Source organism: Kribbella sp. NBC_01510 (assembly GCF_045040325.1).
Taxonomy (GTDB): Bacteria; Actinomycetota; Actinomycetes; order Propionibacteriales; family Kribbellaceae; genus Kribbella.
In genome coordinates, this window is record NZ_CP109418.1 from 7,717,667 (window position 1) to 7,733,449 (window position 15,783).

The 15,783-nt window shown below is 67.8% G+C and carries 15 protein-coding genes; 10 read left to right on the top strand and 5 right to left on the bottom strand.

Annotated elements, in window-relative coordinates; translation table 11 throughout:
• Positions 1-2 precede the first annotated feature (2 nt).
• Positions 3-884 carry a helix-turn-helix transcriptional regulator gene (locus tag OG558_RS37795; protein ID WP_329476314.1) on the bottom strand — a complete coding sequence of 294 codons (882 nt, stop codon included), beginning with the start codon at positions 882-884 and terminating at the stop codon, positions 3-5.
• A gap of 101 nt (positions 885-985) precedes the next feature.
• Between OG558_RS37795 and OG558_RS37800 the strand changes: the two genes are divergently transcribed.
• The 6 genes from OG558_RS37800 to OG558_RS37825 all read left to right on the top strand — a co-directional run bounded on the left by OG558_RS37800 (position 986) and on the right by OG558_RS37825 (position 7,616).
• Positions 986-2,023: a zinc-dependent alcohol dehydrogenase family protein gene (locus tag OG558_RS37800; RefSeq protein ID WP_405067304.1), complete on the top strand. Its 1,038-nt coding sequence runs from the start codon at positions 986-988 to the stop codon at positions 2,021-2,023.
• Positions 2,020-2,334, top strand: coding sequence for a carboxymuconolactone decarboxylase family protein (locus OG558_RS37805; RefSeq protein ID WP_329476312.1), 315 nt, complete (start codon positions 2,020-2,022; stop codon positions 2,332-2,334). The genes OG558_RS37800 and OG558_RS37805 overlap by 4 nt, the downstream gene beginning before the upstream one ends.
• A complete protein-coding gene (locus tag OG558_RS37810) occupies positions 2,331-2,708 on the top strand; it encodes a DUF2255 family protein (protein WP_329476311.1) in 378 nt (125 codons plus the stop codon). The genes OG558_RS37805 and OG558_RS37810 overlap by 4 nt, the downstream gene beginning before the upstream one ends.
• A 16-nt stretch (positions 2,709-2,724) precedes the next feature.
• On the top strand, positions 2,725-3,696 hold the full coding sequence (locus OG558_RS37815) for an aldo/keto reductase (protein ID WP_405067305.1): 972 nt from the start codon (positions 2,725-2,727) through the stop codon (positions 3,694-3,696).
• 213 nt (positions 3,697-3,909) lie between these two features.
• Positions 3,910-6,276, top strand: a complete 2,367-nt coding sequence (locus tag OG558_RS37820; RefSeq protein ID WP_405067306.1) for a transglycosylase domain-containing protein — start codon at positions 3,910-3,912, stop codon at positions 6,274-6,276.
• A gap of 77 nt (positions 6,277-6,353) precedes the next feature.
• Positions 6,354-7,616: an aminotransferase class I/II-fold pyridoxal phosphate-dependent enzyme gene (locus OG558_RS37825; protein ID WP_405067307.1), complete on the top strand. Its 1,263-nt coding sequence runs from the start codon at positions 6,354-6,356 to the stop codon at positions 7,614-7,616.
• On the opposite strand, the gene OG558_RS37830 is transcribed toward OG558_RS37825, so the two are convergent.
• Positions 7,607-8,146 carry a PaaI family thioesterase gene (locus OG558_RS37830; RefSeq protein ID WP_405067308.1) on the bottom strand — a complete coding sequence of 180 codons (540 nt, stop codon included), beginning with the start codon at positions 8,144-8,146 and terminating at the stop codon, positions 7,607-7,609. The two genes, OG558_RS37825 and OG558_RS37830, sit on opposite strands and share 10 nt — an antisense overlap.
• A 174-nt stretch (positions 8,147-8,320) precedes the next feature.
• On the opposite strand from OG558_RS37830, the gene OG558_RS37835 reads away from it, so the two are divergent.
• Positions 8,321-8,977: an excalibur calcium-binding domain-containing protein gene (locus tag OG558_RS37835; RefSeq protein WP_405067309.1), complete on the top strand. Its 657-nt coding sequence runs from the start codon at positions 8,321-8,323 to the stop codon at positions 8,975-8,977.
• Here OG558_RS37835 and OG558_RS37840 read toward each other — a convergent pair.
• Positions 8,917-9,813, bottom strand: coding sequence for a hypothetical protein (locus OG558_RS37840; RefSeq protein WP_329476305.1), 897 nt, complete (start codon positions 9,811-9,813; stop codon positions 8,917-8,919). The genes OG558_RS37835 and OG558_RS37840 overlap by 61 nt on opposite strands.
• A gap of 313 nt (positions 9,814-10,126) precedes the next feature.
• Positions 10,127-11,032: a universal stress protein gene (locus tag OG558_RS37845; RefSeq protein WP_405067310.1), complete on the bottom strand. Its 906-nt coding sequence runs from the start codon at positions 11,030-11,032 to the stop codon at positions 10,127-10,129.
• A gap of 192 nt (positions 11,033-11,224) precedes the next feature.
• Between OG558_RS37845 and OG558_RS37850 the strand changes: the two genes are divergently transcribed.
• From OG558_RS37850 to OG558_RS37860, 3 genes are all read left to right on the top strand, one after another.
• Complete coding sequence (locus OG558_RS37850) at positions 11,225-13,345, top strand: M6 family metalloprotease domain-containing protein (protein ID WP_405067311.1); 2,121 nt, start codon at positions 11,225-11,227, stop codon at positions 13,343-13,345.
• A gap of 262 nt (positions 13,346-13,607) precedes the next feature.
• Entirely contained in the window at positions 13,608-14,501 is an 894-nt protein-coding gene (locus OG558_RS37855; RefSeq protein ID WP_405067312.1) for a hypothetical protein, read from the top strand.
• A 139-nt stretch (positions 14,502-14,640) separates the two neighbouring features.
• Positions 14,641-15,150, top strand: a complete 510-nt coding sequence (locus tag OG558_RS37860) for a hypothetical protein (RefSeq protein WP_405067313.1) — start codon at positions 14,641-14,643, stop codon at positions 15,148-15,150.
• 3 nt (positions 15,151-15,153) lie between these two features.
• Here the strand turns inward: OG558_RS37860 and OG558_RS37865 are convergent, their stop codons facing one another.
• The gene (locus tag OG558_RS37865; protein WP_405067314.1) at positions 15,154-15,777 is read right to left on the bottom strand and encodes a histone deacetylase; all 624 of its coding nucleotides are present in this window, start codon (positions 15,775-15,777) and stop codon (positions 15,154-15,156) included.
• Positions 15,778-15,783 lie beyond the last annotated feature (6 nt).

Below are 15,783 nucleotides of genomic sequence, written 5' to 3' on the forward strand. Positions count from 1 at the left end.
AGCTATTCCTTGTCTTGAGCAACGATTTCGGTGGGCCGATCCTGGGTGGCGGCCCAGCTGGCCAGCAGCTTGAGCGCGTCCGCGGTCGGCGTACCGGCCGGCGCGGTGTAGACGAGCAGGATCAGGCCCGGGTCGGACGGGAACTCCATCGCCTCGAAGTCGAGGTCGAGGTCACCGACGACGGGATGGTGCAGCTTCTTCTTGCCGGTCCGGTGGAAGCGGACGTTGTGCGCGGCCCACCGGGTCCGGAAGGTCTCGCTCCGGGTCGACAGCTCGCCGATGAGCTCGGTCAGCGCCTTGTCGTGCGGGTTACGGCCGGCCTCCAACCGCAGGATCGCCGCGATGTCGTCGGCCGCGCGCTCCCAGTCGGCGAAGAACTCCTTCGACGCCGGGTCGAGGTAGACGAACCGGGCGGTGTTCGCCGGGCGGCGTGGGTCGGCGAGCATCGGCGCGTAGAGGGCCTGCGCCATCGGGTTCGCAGCCAGCAGGTCGTGGCGTCCGTTGCGGATCCAGGCCGGCGCGTCGGTGATCGCGTCCAGGACCTGCTGGATCGCCGGCCGCACCCCCTTCGTCGCCGCACGCCGCCGGACCGTGGGACTGGGGTCGGACTCGCGGGCGAGGGTGAACAGATGGGCTCGCTCGGCATCGTCGAGTTGCAGCGCGCGGGCGAGCGCCTCGAGAACACTCTCGGACGCACCGGCCAAGTGCCCCCGCTCGATCCGGACGTAGTAATCCACCGAGACACCGGCCAGCAGCGCCACCTCTTCCCGCCGTAACCCCTTCACCCGGCGGTTGCCGCCGTACACGGGCAGGCCGGCCTGCTCCGGGGTCAGGCGTGCACGCCGGGAGCTGAGGAACTCCTTGATCTCGGCTCGGTGGTCCATGCCGCCAAGGTTACGGACCGTCGCCGGGAGGAGGGAGGCACTGGCATTACCTGGATCCGCAGTGACTCCCGCGCGGCTGGAACGTGACCTTTACTGAGACCATGCGAGCGACTTACATGTACGGCGCCGGAGACGTGCGGGTCATCGACGTACCGGATCCGGTGATCCAGCAACCCACGGACGCCCTGGTGCGGGTGGTCAGGTCCTGCATCTGTGGCAGCGACCTGCACCCGTATCACAACCTGCCCGCGACGCCGGAGGGGAAGTCGATGGGCCACGAGTTCGTCGGCGTGGTCGAGGACGTCGGCGGTGAGGTGACGACGGTCCGCGCGGGCGACTTCGTCATCGCGCCGTTCGCCTGGTCCGACGGCACGTGCGACTTCTGCCGCGAGGGCCTGCAGACCTCCTGCCGGCACGGCGGCTTCTGGAACGCGAACGGCGTGTACGGCGGCCAGGCCGAGGCCGTCCGGGTACCGCTCGCCGACGGCACGCTGGTGAAGGTGCCAGTGGGTGAGGACTCCGCGTTGGTCCCGTCCCTGCTGACCCTGTCCGATGTTTACGGCACCGGCTACCACGCGGCGTTCAAGGGTGGCGTGTCTGCAGGGACCTCCGTCACCGTGATCGGTGACGGAGCGGTCGGTCTGATGGCTGTCCTGTCGGCGAGGCAACTCGGGGCCGAGCGCATCATTCTGATGGGCCGGCACAAGGTCCGCACGGATCTCGGCCTCGAGTTCGGCGCGACCGACGTGGTCGCCGAGCGCGGCGAGGAGGGCATCGCCAAGGTCCGCGAGCTCACCGGCGGCGACGGCACCCATGTCGTCCTGGAGGCCGTCGGCCACATGCCGGCGTACGAACAGGCCATCGGCGTCGTCCGTGCGGGTGGCGTGATCAGCCGCGTCGGGGTCCCGCAGTACCTCGACGCACCGGTGGGCTTCCCCAGCCTCTTCGGTCCCAACATCACCCTTACCGGCGGCCCCGCCCCGGCGCGCGCATACATCGAGCCTCTCCTGCCCGGCGTACTCGAGGGGAAGGTCGACCCCGGCAAGGTCTTCGACCGCACCATCGACCTCACCGACGTCCCCGACGGCTACCGCGCCATGGACGACCGCAAGGCGCTGAAAGTGCTGGTCCGCTCATGACCGAACCCACGCCTGCACAGAGGATGATCGGCGACTTCGCGCCGAAGCTCGTCGCGCTCACCGACGAGGTCCTGTTCGGTGATGTCTGGGAGCGCACCGAACTGTCCCCGCGCGACCGTAGCCTGATCACCGTCGCGAGTCTCATCAGCGGCGGGAACACCGAACAGCTCCGCGGCCACCTGGCTCGGGCGAAGCAGAACGGGCTGACCGAGACCGAACTCAAGGAGGTCATCATCCACCTCGCCTTCTACGCCGGCTGGCCCAAGGCTATGTCCGCGATCACCATCGCCCGTGAGGTGTTCGAGTCATGACGACCTGGACAGCCGAGGAACTGCAGCGCATCGGCGATGCGACCGAGCTCCGCGTCTCGTCGTACCGCACGGACGGCACACTCCGGCCTTACGTGACGATCTGGATGGTCCGGGCCGGCGACGACATCTACATCCGGTCGATGGAAAGTGCCGGCACCCCCTGGTACCGGCGCGCGAAAGCCAGCGGTACCGGCCGCATCAAGGCCGGTGGTGTCGAACGGGATGTGACATTCGCCGACGCCGCCGCGGACGACCACGCGCGCATCGACAACGCCTACCACGCGAAGTACGACCGCTACGGCCCCGGTCCCGTGGGCGCCGTGGTCGGTCCCGGCGTCGCGCCGGTGACGTTGCGCCTCCTCCCCCGCGACTGAAGGAAGAAACAAGCTGATGGAGTACACACGTCTGGGCAAGTCAGGGCTCAAGGTCAGCCGGATCGCCTTGGGGTGCATGAGTTTCGGGGACACCTCGCGAGGGTTCAGCGAGTGGGCGTTGGACGACGCCGCGGCTGAGCCGATCTTCCGGCAGGCGGTCGAGCTCGGCATCACGTTCTGGGACACCGCCAACGTGTACGGGTACGGCAGCTCCGAGGAGATCGTCGGCCGGGCGATCACCAAGTACAGCCGGCGCGAGGACGTCGTACTGGCCACCAAGGTGCACTTCCGGATGCACGACGGCCCGGGCGGATCCGGCCTGTCCCGCAAGGCGATCCTCGAACAGATCGACGCTTCGCTCACCCGGCTCGGGACCGAGTACGTCGACCTGTACCAGATCCACCGTTTCGACCCGGATGTCCCGGTCGAGGAGACGATGGAGGCACTGCACGACGTCGTCAGGGCCGGCAAGGCGCGGTATCTCGGCGCGTCGTCCATGTGGGCCTGGCAGTTCGCGAAGCTGCAGCACGCGGCCGACCTGCACGGCTGGACCCGGTTCGTCTCGATGCAGAACCAGTACAGCCTGATGCAGCGCGAAGAGGAACGCGAGATGTTCGGCCTGCTCGCCGACCAGGGCGTCGGCAGCATCCCGTGGAGCCCACTCGCCAAGGGCCGCCTCGCCCGGCCGTGGGGCATCCAGACTCGTCGCGGCGACACCGACCCGCTCGTCGCACAGCGCTTCGTCGCCGCCAACGACGAGCCCATCGCCGACGCCGTCCAGGCGGTCGCCGAGACCCGCGGCGTCCCGATGGCGCAGGTCGCGCTCGCCTGGGTCCTGCACAACCCGGTCGTCGCCGCTCCCATCGTCGGCCCCACCAAACCGAACCATCTCGCCGACGCCGTCGCCGCCCTCGACATCACCCTCACCCCGGAGGAGCTCACCACCCTGGAGTCGGCCTACACACCCCGCCCACCCACCGGCTACTGACCCACCGGCTGAGCCGTGACGCACGCCACGCCGTGGTGCCCGCAGGGCCCGGAGTGATCGCCGCGGAGTGAGCGCGTCGTCACAGCTGGTGAGATCGCCGCGTGGATGTGTAAATTCCGTAACGAAAAGGGTCCCGGAAACCCCTCTCCTGCCGTAATCTGCCGGACCATGCACAAAGGCGAGCGGGCTCGACGGCCCAACGTCGTTCAGTCGGTGTTCGTTTTCCTCGTGGTGAGTGCGCTGGCGGGAGCTCTCGTCGCCGGCCTGGCGCTCCCCCTGGCGGGTCTGGCCGGGGTGACCACAGCGAAGGCCCACGACACCGTGCAGTACCTGCCCCAGGACCTGAAGACGGAGCCGCTGGCGCAGAAGACGATCATCCAGGCGGCCGACGGTACGACGATCGCCACGCTGTACCAGGAGAACCGGACCCCGGTCACGCTGAAGCAGATCAGCCCGGTCATGCTCCAGGCGATCGTCGCGATCGAGGACGACCGGTTCTACCAGCACGGCGCCCTGGACGCGAAGGGCACCCTGCGCGCCATGCTGCGCAACCAGTCGTCCGGCGGCGTCCAGCAAGGTGGCTCCAGCATCACCCAGCAGTACGTGAAGCTGACCCTGATCAACAAGGCGCGCACGCCGGAGGAGGTCAAGGCGGCCACCGCCGAGACGTACGAGCGCAAGATCGCCGAACTGCGCTACGCCATCGCGGTCGAGAAGCAGTACTCCAAGGACGAGATCCTCAACCGGTACCTGAACCTGGCCTTCTTCGGCGACCGCTCCTACGGCATCGACGCGGCGGCCATGCACTACTTCGGCGTCCACGCGGCCAAACTGACGCTGCCGCAGGCGGCGATGCTGGCCGGCCTGGTGAAGAACCCGACCGGCTACAACCCGATCGACCACGCGGGGCGGGCCAAGGAACGTCGCGATGTCGTGCTGCGCCGGATGCAGGAGCTCAACGTCATCACGGCCAAGCAGGCCCAGGACGCGATCAAGACGCCGGTGATCAATCCGGCCAAGGTCATCAACGTGCCGAGCGGTTGCGCGAACTCCAGGTACCCGTTCTACTGCGACTACGTCGTCGCCCAGCTCAAGGACAACCCGGCCTTCGGCAAGACCCCGGAAGACGCGGAGAACTACATCGAGACCGCGGGCCTGGTGATCCGCACCTCGCTCGACCCGAAGATCCAGGCGGCGGCCGAGTCCTCGATCAAGAAGCACTCCAAGCCCAGCGACCAGGCGGTCGCGGCGATCACGATGGTCGAGCCGGGCACGGGCCTGGTGAAGGCGATGGCGCAGAGTCGGAGCTACGGCAGCAAGAAGGGCCAGACGTCGTACAACTACAACGTCGAGAAGTCCTACGCCGGTGGGTACGGCGGGTTCCAGAACGGCTCGACGATGAAGGCCTTCACGATCGCCGCCGCGATCGGCAAGGGCGTGCCGCTCACCTACCGGATCAACTCGCCGCAGACTCTCCCCCTGAGCGGCAAGAAGTTCAGCACCTGCACCGGGGTCACTTCCGATGACGACTACACCCCGAAGAACTCCACCAAGACGATCGCCGACCCGTCGATGATCGACGCGGCCCGAGCCTCGACCAACACCTACTTCCTGCAGCTGTCCGAGCAGATCGGTCTCTGCCCGATCGCCACGATCGCCTCGAAGCTCGGCATGTACGACGCCCAGACGATGAAGCCGCTGGAGCAGGTGGTCTCGTTCACGCTCGGGTCGGTCGGCTACATCACGCCGCTGATGCTCTCGAACGCGTACGCGACGTTCGCGGCCCGCGGGATGTACTGCAAGCCGCAGATCGTCACCTCGATCTCCAACAAGGGCAAGCCCGTTCCCACGCCGGGTCCGAACTGTCACCGGGCGCTCTCGCCGACGGTCGCGGACGGCGTCAACTACGTGCTGAACAAGGTGATGGAGCCGGGCGGCACCGGCGGCAAGCTGAAGTTCGGCAAGAGCGACCTGGGTGGCAAGACCGGAACGATCAACAACAACTTCGCGGTCTGGTTCGCCGGCTACTCGTCCAAGCTGGCCGCCGCGTCGGTGGTGGCCGACGCCAACCCGCCGTACAAGGATCTGATCGGTCAGACCCTCAACGGCGAGAAGATGCGTGACGCGTCCGGTTCGGGCACCGCCGGCCCGATCTGGGAGACCGCGATGCAGCTGGCGCTGCACGGACTGCCGAGCAGCAAGTTCGTCCAGCCGGACGACAAGACGATCCGCGGCAACGTGAAGGACCTGCCGTACCTGAAGGGCATGACCCCGGTGGACGCCACGGCCAAGCTGCTGTCGATGGGCTTCAAGGCCGCGATCTCTCCGACCCCGGTGGACTCGGACGCGCCGGCGGGCACGGTCGCGTCCACCACGCCACGGCAGGAGGACGGTGCGCCCGAGGGTGCGACGGTGACGCTGGTGCTGTCCAACGGCAGCAAGGCGCCGCCGACGGTCCCCACGCCGCCGATCACCCCGCCACCGCCGGGTACGCCGCCGACGATCAAGCCGCCGCCCGGATTCCCGACCTGCCCGCCCTGGGACCCCAGGTACCCGAAGTGTGGCCGCGGCGGCCGCTGACCACTCCCTGTTTCTGCACGCGGTCGGGTGATCACTAGGCTGGGGCCTAACACCTAGCACCGTGAAAGGACTCCCCCGTGAGTGTCGAAGAGTTGACCGCCCAGCGTGACCGTGCCCGGCAGGACTATGAGGCGTTGGTGGCGAAGGGGCTGAAGCTCGATCTCACCCGCGGGAAGCCTTCGCCGAAGCAACTGGATACGGCGAATGGAGTGCTGGGGCTGGAGGGGGAACCGGTCGCGGCCGATGGGACCGACCTGCGGAACTACGGTGGGCTGAACGGGCTGCCGGAGTTGCGCGCGATCTTCGCCGAGGATCTGCAGGTGCCGGTCGAGCAGTTGCTGGCGGCGGGGAACTCGAGCCTCGAACTGATGCACGACGCCGTCGTGTTCGCGCTACTCGGGAAGGTGCCGGGGGCCGAGCAGCGGTGGGCCGACGTGGACGGGCTCGCGTTCCTGTGCCCGGTGCCGGGGTACGACAGGCATTTCGGGATCTGCGAGCGGTTCGGGATCCGGATGATCCCGGTGCCGATGACTGCCGACGGACCCGACATGGACGTCGTCGAGCGGCTCGTCGCCGAGGACGCGCGGATCAAGGGCATCTGGTGCGTGCCGAAGTACAGCAACCCGGACGGCGCTGTCTACTCCGACGAGACCGTCCGCCGGCTCGCCGCGATGGAGACGGCGGCACCGGACTTCCGCATCTTCTGGGACAACGCGTACGCCGTCCATCACCTGACCGACTCGCCCGCGACGATCGCCGACGTACTCGCGCTGTGCGCTGAGAACGGTCACCCGGATCGGGTCTTCGTGTTCGGGTCCAGCTCGAAGATCACGTTCGCCGGCGCCGGCGTCGCGTTCATCGGATCGTCACCGGCCAACCTCGAGTGGTGGCTGAGCCACACGGTGAAGCGGAGCATCGGTCCGGACAAGATCAACCAGCTGCGGCACGTTCAGTTCCTCCGCGACGCCGACGGGCTGCACGCGCACATGCGGACGCTGGCCGAGCTGATCCGGCCCAAGTTCGACGTGGTCGACAAGATCCTCACCGCCGAGCTCGGCGGTACCGGCCTGGCCTCGTGGACCAACCCGGCCGGCGGCTACTTCATCAGCCTGCAGGTGCCGGAGGGTTGCGCGCGCGAGGTCGTCGCCAAGGCCAAGGCGGCCGGCATCGCCATCACCCCGGCCGGCGCCACCCACCCGTACGGCGACGACCCCACCGACCAGACCATCCGCATCGCCCCCACCTACCCCGAACTCCCCGAGGTGGAAGCCGCCATCACCGGCCTCGCCACCTGCGTCCGTCTGGTAGCCACCGAGAAGCTGCTCGCCGATCAGGCCTGAGGCACCTCGAAGATCAGGCACGTAGAAGTCGCCTGGGCCAGCAGCGTGCCGCCTTCGTCGAACAAGCGGGCTTCGGCGACCGCGGTACGGCGGCCTCGGCTGATGATGGTGCCTTCGCAGCGGAGCAGACCTGACTTGGTGGTGACCGGCTTGATGAACCGGGTCATCAGGTCGAGGGACGTGTAGCCGACGCCGGCCGGCAGAGTCGAGTGCACGGTGCAGCCGGCCGCGGTGTCGAGGAGTGTCGCGATGATCCCGCCGTGGACCGTGCCGAGCGGGTTGTAGTGGAACTCGGCCGCCGGCATGAACACCGTCACGCGCCCCTCCTCCGCCTCCAACCCGGTCGCGCCGACCAACTGCAGGATCGGTGGCGCCGGGATCTCCCCGCCCTGCATTGCCCGCAGCATCTCCAGGCCCGGGGTGCTCCCGATCCGCGCCGCCGTCAGCGCCGGGTCCGTCCAGGAGAAGGTCCGGCTGCGGCTCGTCGGGTCGTCCGCCACCCCGGGCGCCTGCTCCTGCGTCTCAGTCATGCACCGAGCCTCACATCACCCCGCTGGGTCTGTCAACGAGACTTAGCCCTCACTACGTCGGCCCATCTCCGCGGGGACATCGGTCAAACGCATGAAACACGGCGGATTCCTGGCCCCGGCCTTCCGTCTCTGCGTGCTGTCGCTAGGCTGCTGCACGCACTGGGGAGGTTGGGAGTGAGGCAGTTCAATGCACCACCTGGTTGGCCCGATCCGCCGACCGCGCGGTGGCGACCACCGAAACGTTGGCGGCCACAGGAGTCGTGGCCGCCCGCTCCGGACGGCTGGGCGTTCTGGGTCGACGAGGATGGCCACGCCGTTCGCGGTCCGCTGGGCCGGTTCGGCGGCACGAGCAGGGTCAAGGTCGGCGCGATCGCGGCGATCCCGGTCGCCCTGATCGCGTTGGTGCTGTTCAACCCGTTCGGCGGCGGCGAGTCGGCCAGTACGGCGCCCACCCGCGCAGCGACGACCGAGGCCGGGACAACTCCGGCGCCGGGGAGCACGCCGACCGCACCACAGACCGAGGGGCCAACGACAGCACCGACCACCGAACCCACGCACGAGCCGACCCGGACGCCGACCGAGACGCCGACGCAGACACCGAGCCCTACGCCGACGCAGACGCAACCATCGGAACCGACGCCCACACAGACCGAGCCGCTGCCGACTACCGAGCCGACCGCGCCCCAGGCCACCACCACGACCGTGGTCTACAAGAACTGTGCCGAGGTGCGCGCCGCCGGTAAGGCGCCGCTCCACCGTGGCGACCCCGGCTACTCGACCGAACTGGATCGCAACGGTGACGGCGTCGCCTGTGACCGCGGCAATTCCTGACGGATGCCGTCGTTCCACAGTTCCTGGGTCTGACTCACCCAGAAGGCGGCGAACAGCAGGATCAGGGTGCCCTCGATCCACAGGACGGCGTGCTGCCAGCCGAAGAGCGCCTTCCAGCCGACCATCACGAGCGGCGCGATCACCATCAGCAGCGCGATCACCGAGTACCGGTTCGCCGGCGAGTGCGGGACCGCGTGCTTGCGCTGCTTGCGCCGGAACTGCTCCGCATTCAGCAGGACCACGGCGACGATGCACACGAACATCGTGATCGCGGCCGCGTAGTGCGCGTTGTCGATGAAACCCTCGCGGTCGACGAAGAACCACACGAGCCCACCACCGAAGATCAGCGTCGACACGGCCAGACCGACCACGTACATCCACGTCCACTGGTTCGGGTGCTGGATGCGATCGCGGATGATGAAGATCGCGGCGACGACCAGGCACGGTACGGCGATGATGAACAACGCGAGCATGTTGTTCGAGACGTTCGCCGCCGCATCGCCGAGGTCCACCGGCACCGAGTGGCAGGTGCCCCGCCCCGGCGTCGGGACCAGCGCGACACCGGGCGCGAGGATGCCGGCCACGTTGAGCAGGATGTCCTCCGGCTCGGTGTTGCCCTTCAGCACCACCATGCACACGCCGATCGTGATCAGCGAGCCGACGAAGATCGCGCGTACTGGCGTGTAGTAGTAGGCACTGATCGAGTTCTGCAGGCAGTGCGGATCGGTCTTCGACCACTCGATCACCAGCGATGCGCCGAGCAGGACGATCATGGCGATCATCGCCATCCGCAGATAGCGATAGGTCTTGATGGAGTAACCACCGGGCACAGGCATCGTCGGCCCCCCTGATACGAGCTCCCCCTACATCTCGCAGTATGCGCTCGCGGTGGCCACCCGGCATGCCGTGCGGGCCTCCGGGCGTGTCAGCCGGCGGCCCCTCGCGCCAGTTCGGACAGTTGACCGAAGCCTCCCCGGCGCGGAAGAGCTCGCGCGTGCTCTGCAACGCCTCCGGTGAGGAGTCGAAGCCACGGACGACGTCCCCGCCCAATGGCGACATCAGCGTGTAGTCGTCGCTGTGGTGGATTCACAGCCGGATCGACTTCTTGCTCGTTCCCGTCGAACGTTCGGTCGTCGGCTACGACGGCACCTACGGGCGTTGGTGGACTATGGCGATGGGGTGGGTGGTGTGGTGCAGGACGCCTCGGGCGGTGGAGCCCAGGAGGTGTTCGGCGAGGCGGGAGCGGGGGCGGCCGCCGACGGCGAGAAGTTGGGGGTTCAAGTCCTCGGCGGCGGCGAGGAGGCCTTCGACAGGGTGGCCCTGGTGGACGTCATGCGTGATCTCGAGGCCGGGCCGTTTGGCGCGCCACTCCTCGACGAGTTCGGCGCCGCGGGCATCAGCCATGTCGTGCCACTGGTCGATATCTTCGGCGGACGCGGGCTGGTCGGTGGCGACCTCCCAGGGGAAGTCCCAGACCAGGACGAGGGTGAGCTGTACGCCGTGCGCGGCGGCGTGGTCCGCGGCGAACTCGATGGCCGGCTGGTCGGGCTCGGACTGGATCCAGTCGACGCCGACCAGGACCGGGGCGGTGCGATGCTCCTGCTGCTGCCAGCCGCTCGGTACGACGACCACCGGGCCGCGGCCGCGGTTGCCGACCGCGTCGGAGGTGGAGCCGATCAGCAGGTCGGCGAAGACGCCGTGCCCGCGCCGGCCGAGCACCAGCATCGTCGCGGTCGCACTGAGGTCGACCAGCACGTCATCCGGCTTCCCGACGCGCAGGTCGACGCCAAAGTCCAGCTCGGTGTCGATTCCCGCCAGGTACGGGCGCACTTCGTCGACCACCCGGGCGGCCGCCTTGTCGATCCTCACCGGGACGACCGATTCCCCGTCGAGCCGCACCGGAGCGTGGGTGTCGCTGTAACGCCTCGGCTCCTCGACGCTGTGGATCGCACGCAGCGGCAACTCCCGCAGCAGCGCCTCGGTCACCCCCCAGTCGAGTGCCTTGCTGCGCTGCCACGCGGCGTCGATTCCCACGATGATCACGTCGTCGGCCATCTCCGGCCCCTTTCCCGATGCTGTGATTGTCCGCCTGCCCCGCGCCGATTCCACCCCCCGGGCTCGATGGTTGCGGAAAACGCCGGGCTCGGTGACGCAGGGGAAAACCGCCGTGTCGGCAGCCCGTGAAAAGGGCATGCTGACGGGCAAAATCCCGATCCGTTATCCGCCCTCGTCGATCGGACACCGCCCGTGCCCAACCTCCGGAAGTCCCGTTTCGCCGTACGGCTGGCCGCCGTGCTCGGCGCCGCAGCCGTCGCAGGCGTGGCCCTGACCGCACCTGCTCCCGCGACCACCGACTCGGCGGCCGCTCCCCCGGATCCCGTGAATGCCTGGCAGTATCCGCACTGGCCGCAGAAGCAGCCGTGGCAGGAGCCGGGCCAGGACCAGCGGATCGCCGCCACCACCTCCCAGGGTCTGCCGGGTCCGATCGACCCGCAGAACTGGGAGAACCCGGACCACATGACCTGGAGCGACTACGTCAAGCCGCCCGGGACCGACTGGGCGAACCCGGCGACGAAGGGCTCGGTCCGGACGTTCAAGGGTGCCCTCGTGCTGCTCGACTATCCGAACCAGGACTTCGTCATCACCAAGCCCAAGGGCTCGACCGTGTTCGGCAACCCGAGTGCCGAGGCGAACGGCGTACCGCGGGACCAGGTCGGCGAGTTCTACAAGAACTTCCTCAACACGCCCAACGCGCTGAACCGCGGCCACACCCTGCACGAGTACTGGATGGAGGACTCCGGCGGCCGGTACGGCGTCGACCTGACCGCGTTCGGCCCGTACCGGATGCCCGGCAAGTCGCACGAGTACGCGATGGAGTTCCAGGGTGGCACCGCCTGCCCGGCCGGTGACAACTGCACGAAGAACATCCGCACCGACGGTCGCGCGGCGTGGGTGGCCGATCAGGGTCCCGACGTACCGGCCGGGTTCGATTTCGTGTTCTTTCTGAGTGCCGGCCAGGACGAGTCGTCCACCTGGCAGGAGTTCGGGATGATGAAGTTCCCGACCAAGGAGGACGTCACCGACGACTTCGGGCCGCCGGACCCGAGCCTGCCGAACTGGTCGAACACCCGCTACGTCGACTGGACCTCGTGGGCCGCGGGAGCGTCGATCTGGCCGAACGCCGGCGGTGGTTCGTCGACCCAGGCGGAGAGCTCGGGCATGGCCGTGTTCGCCCACGAGTTCAGCCACATCCTGGGCATCGGCGACAACTACAACAATCCGTACGGCGTTCCCGCCCGGCGCGCGTATACCGGGATCTGGGAGATGCTCAGCCGGGGCAGCTTCAACGGACCCGGCGGACCACACAGCCGGTGGATGATCCCGGCGACCGGTGGTGCCTCGATGGGCGCGCAACACATGCTGCGCAACAAGATCAAGCTGCAGATGGTCGACGAGCAGAACGTGCTGCGGTTGTCGCGGGAGGCGCTGGCGACGTCGGGCGTGGTGATCGCGAACGTCACCGCGCGGACCGCGCAACCTGGGTCGACGGGCTTGTCCGGGATCAACATCCAGCTCGGCGGTACGGGCGATCTGGCGCCGCCTTGTGATGTGAACACGGACCCGCTGTGTGACGGGCGCGGATACCAGAACTACACGGTCGAGGTGGTGGACCGGATGGGCACGGACTCGTTCACGCCCGATTCCGGCGTACTGCTGGCGAAGACCAAGAACCAGGATCAGGCGCCGTTCGAGTGGGTCGTCGACGCCAACCCGCAGGACATCAACATGACCGACTACGTGCTGCCCGACGGCACCAAGGTCCCGATCACGATCGGCGACTACCGCCAACTGTCGGACGCGCTGTTCCACGCCGGCACGAACTCGGGCAGCGAGTACGAGTACACCGACACCGCCAACCGGCTGCACTTCTACATCACCAACGTGCACCGGGACCGCGCGGGCGTGCTGTCCTACACGGTCGCGGTCCGCTCGCTGGACGGCTCCGGCGCCCAGAAGCGTGGCGTCCGCGTCCTGCCGACCGTCGCCAAGCCGGCGTCCAACGGTGTCCAGACCTGCAACTTCTCACTCACCAACACCGGCACGGCCGGCACCGTCTCCGAGCACCCCGAGGACATCACGCCGTACCTGAAGGGCGACGTCTACCGCGTCTCCGCCGAGGTGAACGGCAAGGACTGGTCAATCGCTCTCCCCAACGCCCTGACCACCGCCAACGCCGGCCAACAGGTCACCGTCCCCGTCTACACCAAGCCCGGCACGACCCCCCTCGCCAAGATCACCCTCACCGCCACCTCCGAAAGCGACCCCACCAAAACCACCGCCGCCACCTGCATCGCCGTCAAGCGCTGATTCCCGGTCCGGGGCGGGGAGACCACTTCCCCGCCCGGATCATATGGACTAGACGGCAACGACCTGCTCTCATGGAGGAGATGAGGGGTGGGGCGCATGAGTGACTCGCTTGCAGGCAATCCGACGCAGGACCACGAATCCGTCTGGTGCGAATGCGATTGCGGCTGGGGTGCCTGGCAACAGGTCGTTCCGGGCAACTGCCCCATGCAGAGGAGGCGTCCCCATCAGACTCACAGCGTTCGGGCCATAGAGGAAGGCCCGAGTGGCACTCACTGACCTTTACGACCGGGCATCCAGCCTGCTGGAGCGCCGCTTCCTCAAGAATGCCTTCCTGCCAGTTGCCGTCTTTCCTGTAATTCTCAGCTGGCCAATTCTCATCCAAAGCGGTCGACTCGACCGGCTCGCGGCATGGTGGGAGAGCCTGTCTACTGCCGGGAGGATTGTTCTCGGACTGGCCTACTTCGTAGTCACCTGGTTCTTCGCTGCCATCGTCGCAAGCCAGTGGCGCAATATCATCCGCTTGTTCGAGGGGTACCCGATCGAGCGAACTCCGTTAGGACAGCGTAGTGCCGACTGGCACAGGAGACGACGCACCGAGGCGACACAATGGCAGCATTATCTTGAGTATCCTGACGAAGATGAGGTCCTGCCGACCCGGCTGGGTAACATCCTGCGAACAGCCGAGCGATACCCGTTCGCGCGCTACAACGCCGACACCATCGTCATATGGCCGCGGCTTTACCATCTCCTCCCCGAATCAGTTCAGCGCGACGTCGAGGACAGACGCGCCACCCTCGAGTTCCTCCTCGTCACTTGCCTGTTCTGGGCAGCTTTCGGCGTGGCGGACTTCATCATCCTGAGTGTTACCGGCGCCGCACCATGGGTCGCCTGCTTGTGTCTTCTCGTCGGCGCTGTCGGTGCCACGCTCGCCTACGAATCGTCTCTCTCCGCCGCGATGGAGTACGGCGAACGGATTAAAGCAGGTTTCGAGCTTCACCGAGGACAGTTGCTGGCTGCGCTAGGGCTCAAAACGCCCGGTAGCCTCGAGGAAGAGAAGCGAATGTGGAGGGCGTTCGACAAGTTTGTTCGGCAGGCCAGACCTGCAGACATGGAGCAGTACCGCCGGACCAGCGCGCCTCCGACGGGCGGCGCCTGACAAGCCGTAGTCTCCTTGCGTGTCATCCCAGTCCGGCCCGGCCGCCGAGCAGGCAGAGTCGACGCTTCCGCCCCGACCGCCCCAACCAAAGGGACGACGGCGCGGGATTTCCCCGATCGCCGGGTCGCTGCTTTTCCTCGTGGTCATTCTGATCGCAGTCCCCGTCGTCACCTGGCTGGCCAATCGCCCCGACGGAGATGAGACCAGACCAGTTCTGGTTGTGAATCGGGCGATCTCGGCGTTCTCAATGCTGAATCCGGGCGATCTCAAGGTCGAGATGCGCGAGGCCGCCGCCGGCCAGTTGCCCGCCGAGTTTCCGTTGGCCATGACTGTGGCCCTCAAAGATCTCCCGGTGGGCGCCGTTGTGGCAACGTCGGATGTTGCCTCGATCGGGGTTTCGACTGCGTTGCCGCGGGATCCGGTAGCGCTGCGGATCGCAGATCCGGCGACCTTGCCGGCGACCGCCGCGGTGGGTGGCCGGGTGATCTTCTACGGCGTGGCCAGCAAGCAGGAGTTCACCGTGCCCGGCGTCTTGCTCAGCAGAGAGAACGGCGCGGTCTTCCTGGTGTCACGCGGCGATGCGAAGAACTTCGGAGCCGTGTTGGCGTCCGGCAAGGTCGTCGCGATCGTCGACGTGGTCCCGCGCTGACGCTCAAGCGGTAAGCAGGTCCGTCAGCGCGGCGGGCGTCCAGGCTTTCTGGACGCCCGGCGCGGCCTGCAGGTATTCCACGACCTGCTGCGTGTTCCAGCCGTGGGCTTCAGTCAGGCCGGCGGCGATCCAGCGGAGGTACGGCGCTGTGGGCGCGGCCGGCTCGAGGTCGGCGACTGTGTCGTGGGTGACGGTGAACATGGGAAGGCCGTCGTGGTCGCCCAGGCGGACCACGGTTTCGTAGCGGCCGGGGCCCATCGTGTGGACTGCGTCGACGTCCGGCAGCAGGGCGGCCAGGTCGCGGGCGAACTCGCCGCCCGGTTCTCGGCGCATCTCTTGAGCCGCGACGTCGCCGAGCTGGTCGGCAGTCAGCAGGTAGGCGCGGCCGGCGACCTGGCGTGGGGCGGCGAGGTCGTAGAAGGCCGAACCGCCGCCCCAGACTCGCGACTCGCCGGCGAAGACGATCCCGCCGGGTATCTGGACGCCGACGTTCCGCCCCGGGTCGCTGTGGTCGCGGCAGCCGACGTACACGCGGGCGCCGCCGGCGGGGCGGCCGCCGGCCAGGTAGCAGCGGAATCGGTCGAGCGCGAGGTTGGAACCGTAGGCGACGTACCAAACTCGCTGCATCGAACC

Coding starts and splice junctions, on each gene's coding strand:
- OG558_RS37800 (WP_405067304.1), top strand. CDS start 986: ATGCGAGCGACTTACATGTACGGCGCCGGAGACGTGCGGGTCATCGAC.
- OG558_RS37845 (WP_405067310.1), bottom strand. CDS start 11,032: ATGGCCGACGACGTGATCATCGTGGGAATCGACGCCGCGTGGCAGCGC.
- OG558_RS37810 (WP_329476311.1), top strand. CDS start 2,331: ATGACGACCTGGACAGCCGAGGAACTGCAGCGCATCGGCGATGCGACC.
- OG558_RS37815 (WP_405067305.1), top strand. CDS start 2,725: ATGGAGTACACACGTCTGGGCAAGTCAGGGCTCAAGGTCAGCCGGATC.
- OG558_RS37840 (WP_329476305.1), bottom strand. CDS start 9,813: ATGCCTGTGCCCGGTGGTTACTCCATCAAGACCTATCGCTATCTGCGG.
- OG558_RS37805 (WP_329476312.1), top strand. CDS start 2,020: ATGACCGAACCCACGCCTGCACAGAGGATGATCGGCGACTTCGCGCCG.
- OG558_RS37795 (WP_329476314.1), bottom strand. CDS start 884: ATGGACCACCGAGCCGAGATCAAGGAGTTCCTCAGCTCCCGGCGTGCA.
- OG558_RS37865 (WP_405067314.1), bottom strand. CDS start 15,777: ATGCAGCGAGTTTGGTACGTCGCCTACGGTTCCAACCTCGCGCTCGAC.
- OG558_RS37830 (WP_405067308.1), bottom strand. CDS start 8,146: ATGACTGAGACGCAGGAGCAGGCGCCCGGGGTGGCGGACGACCCGACG.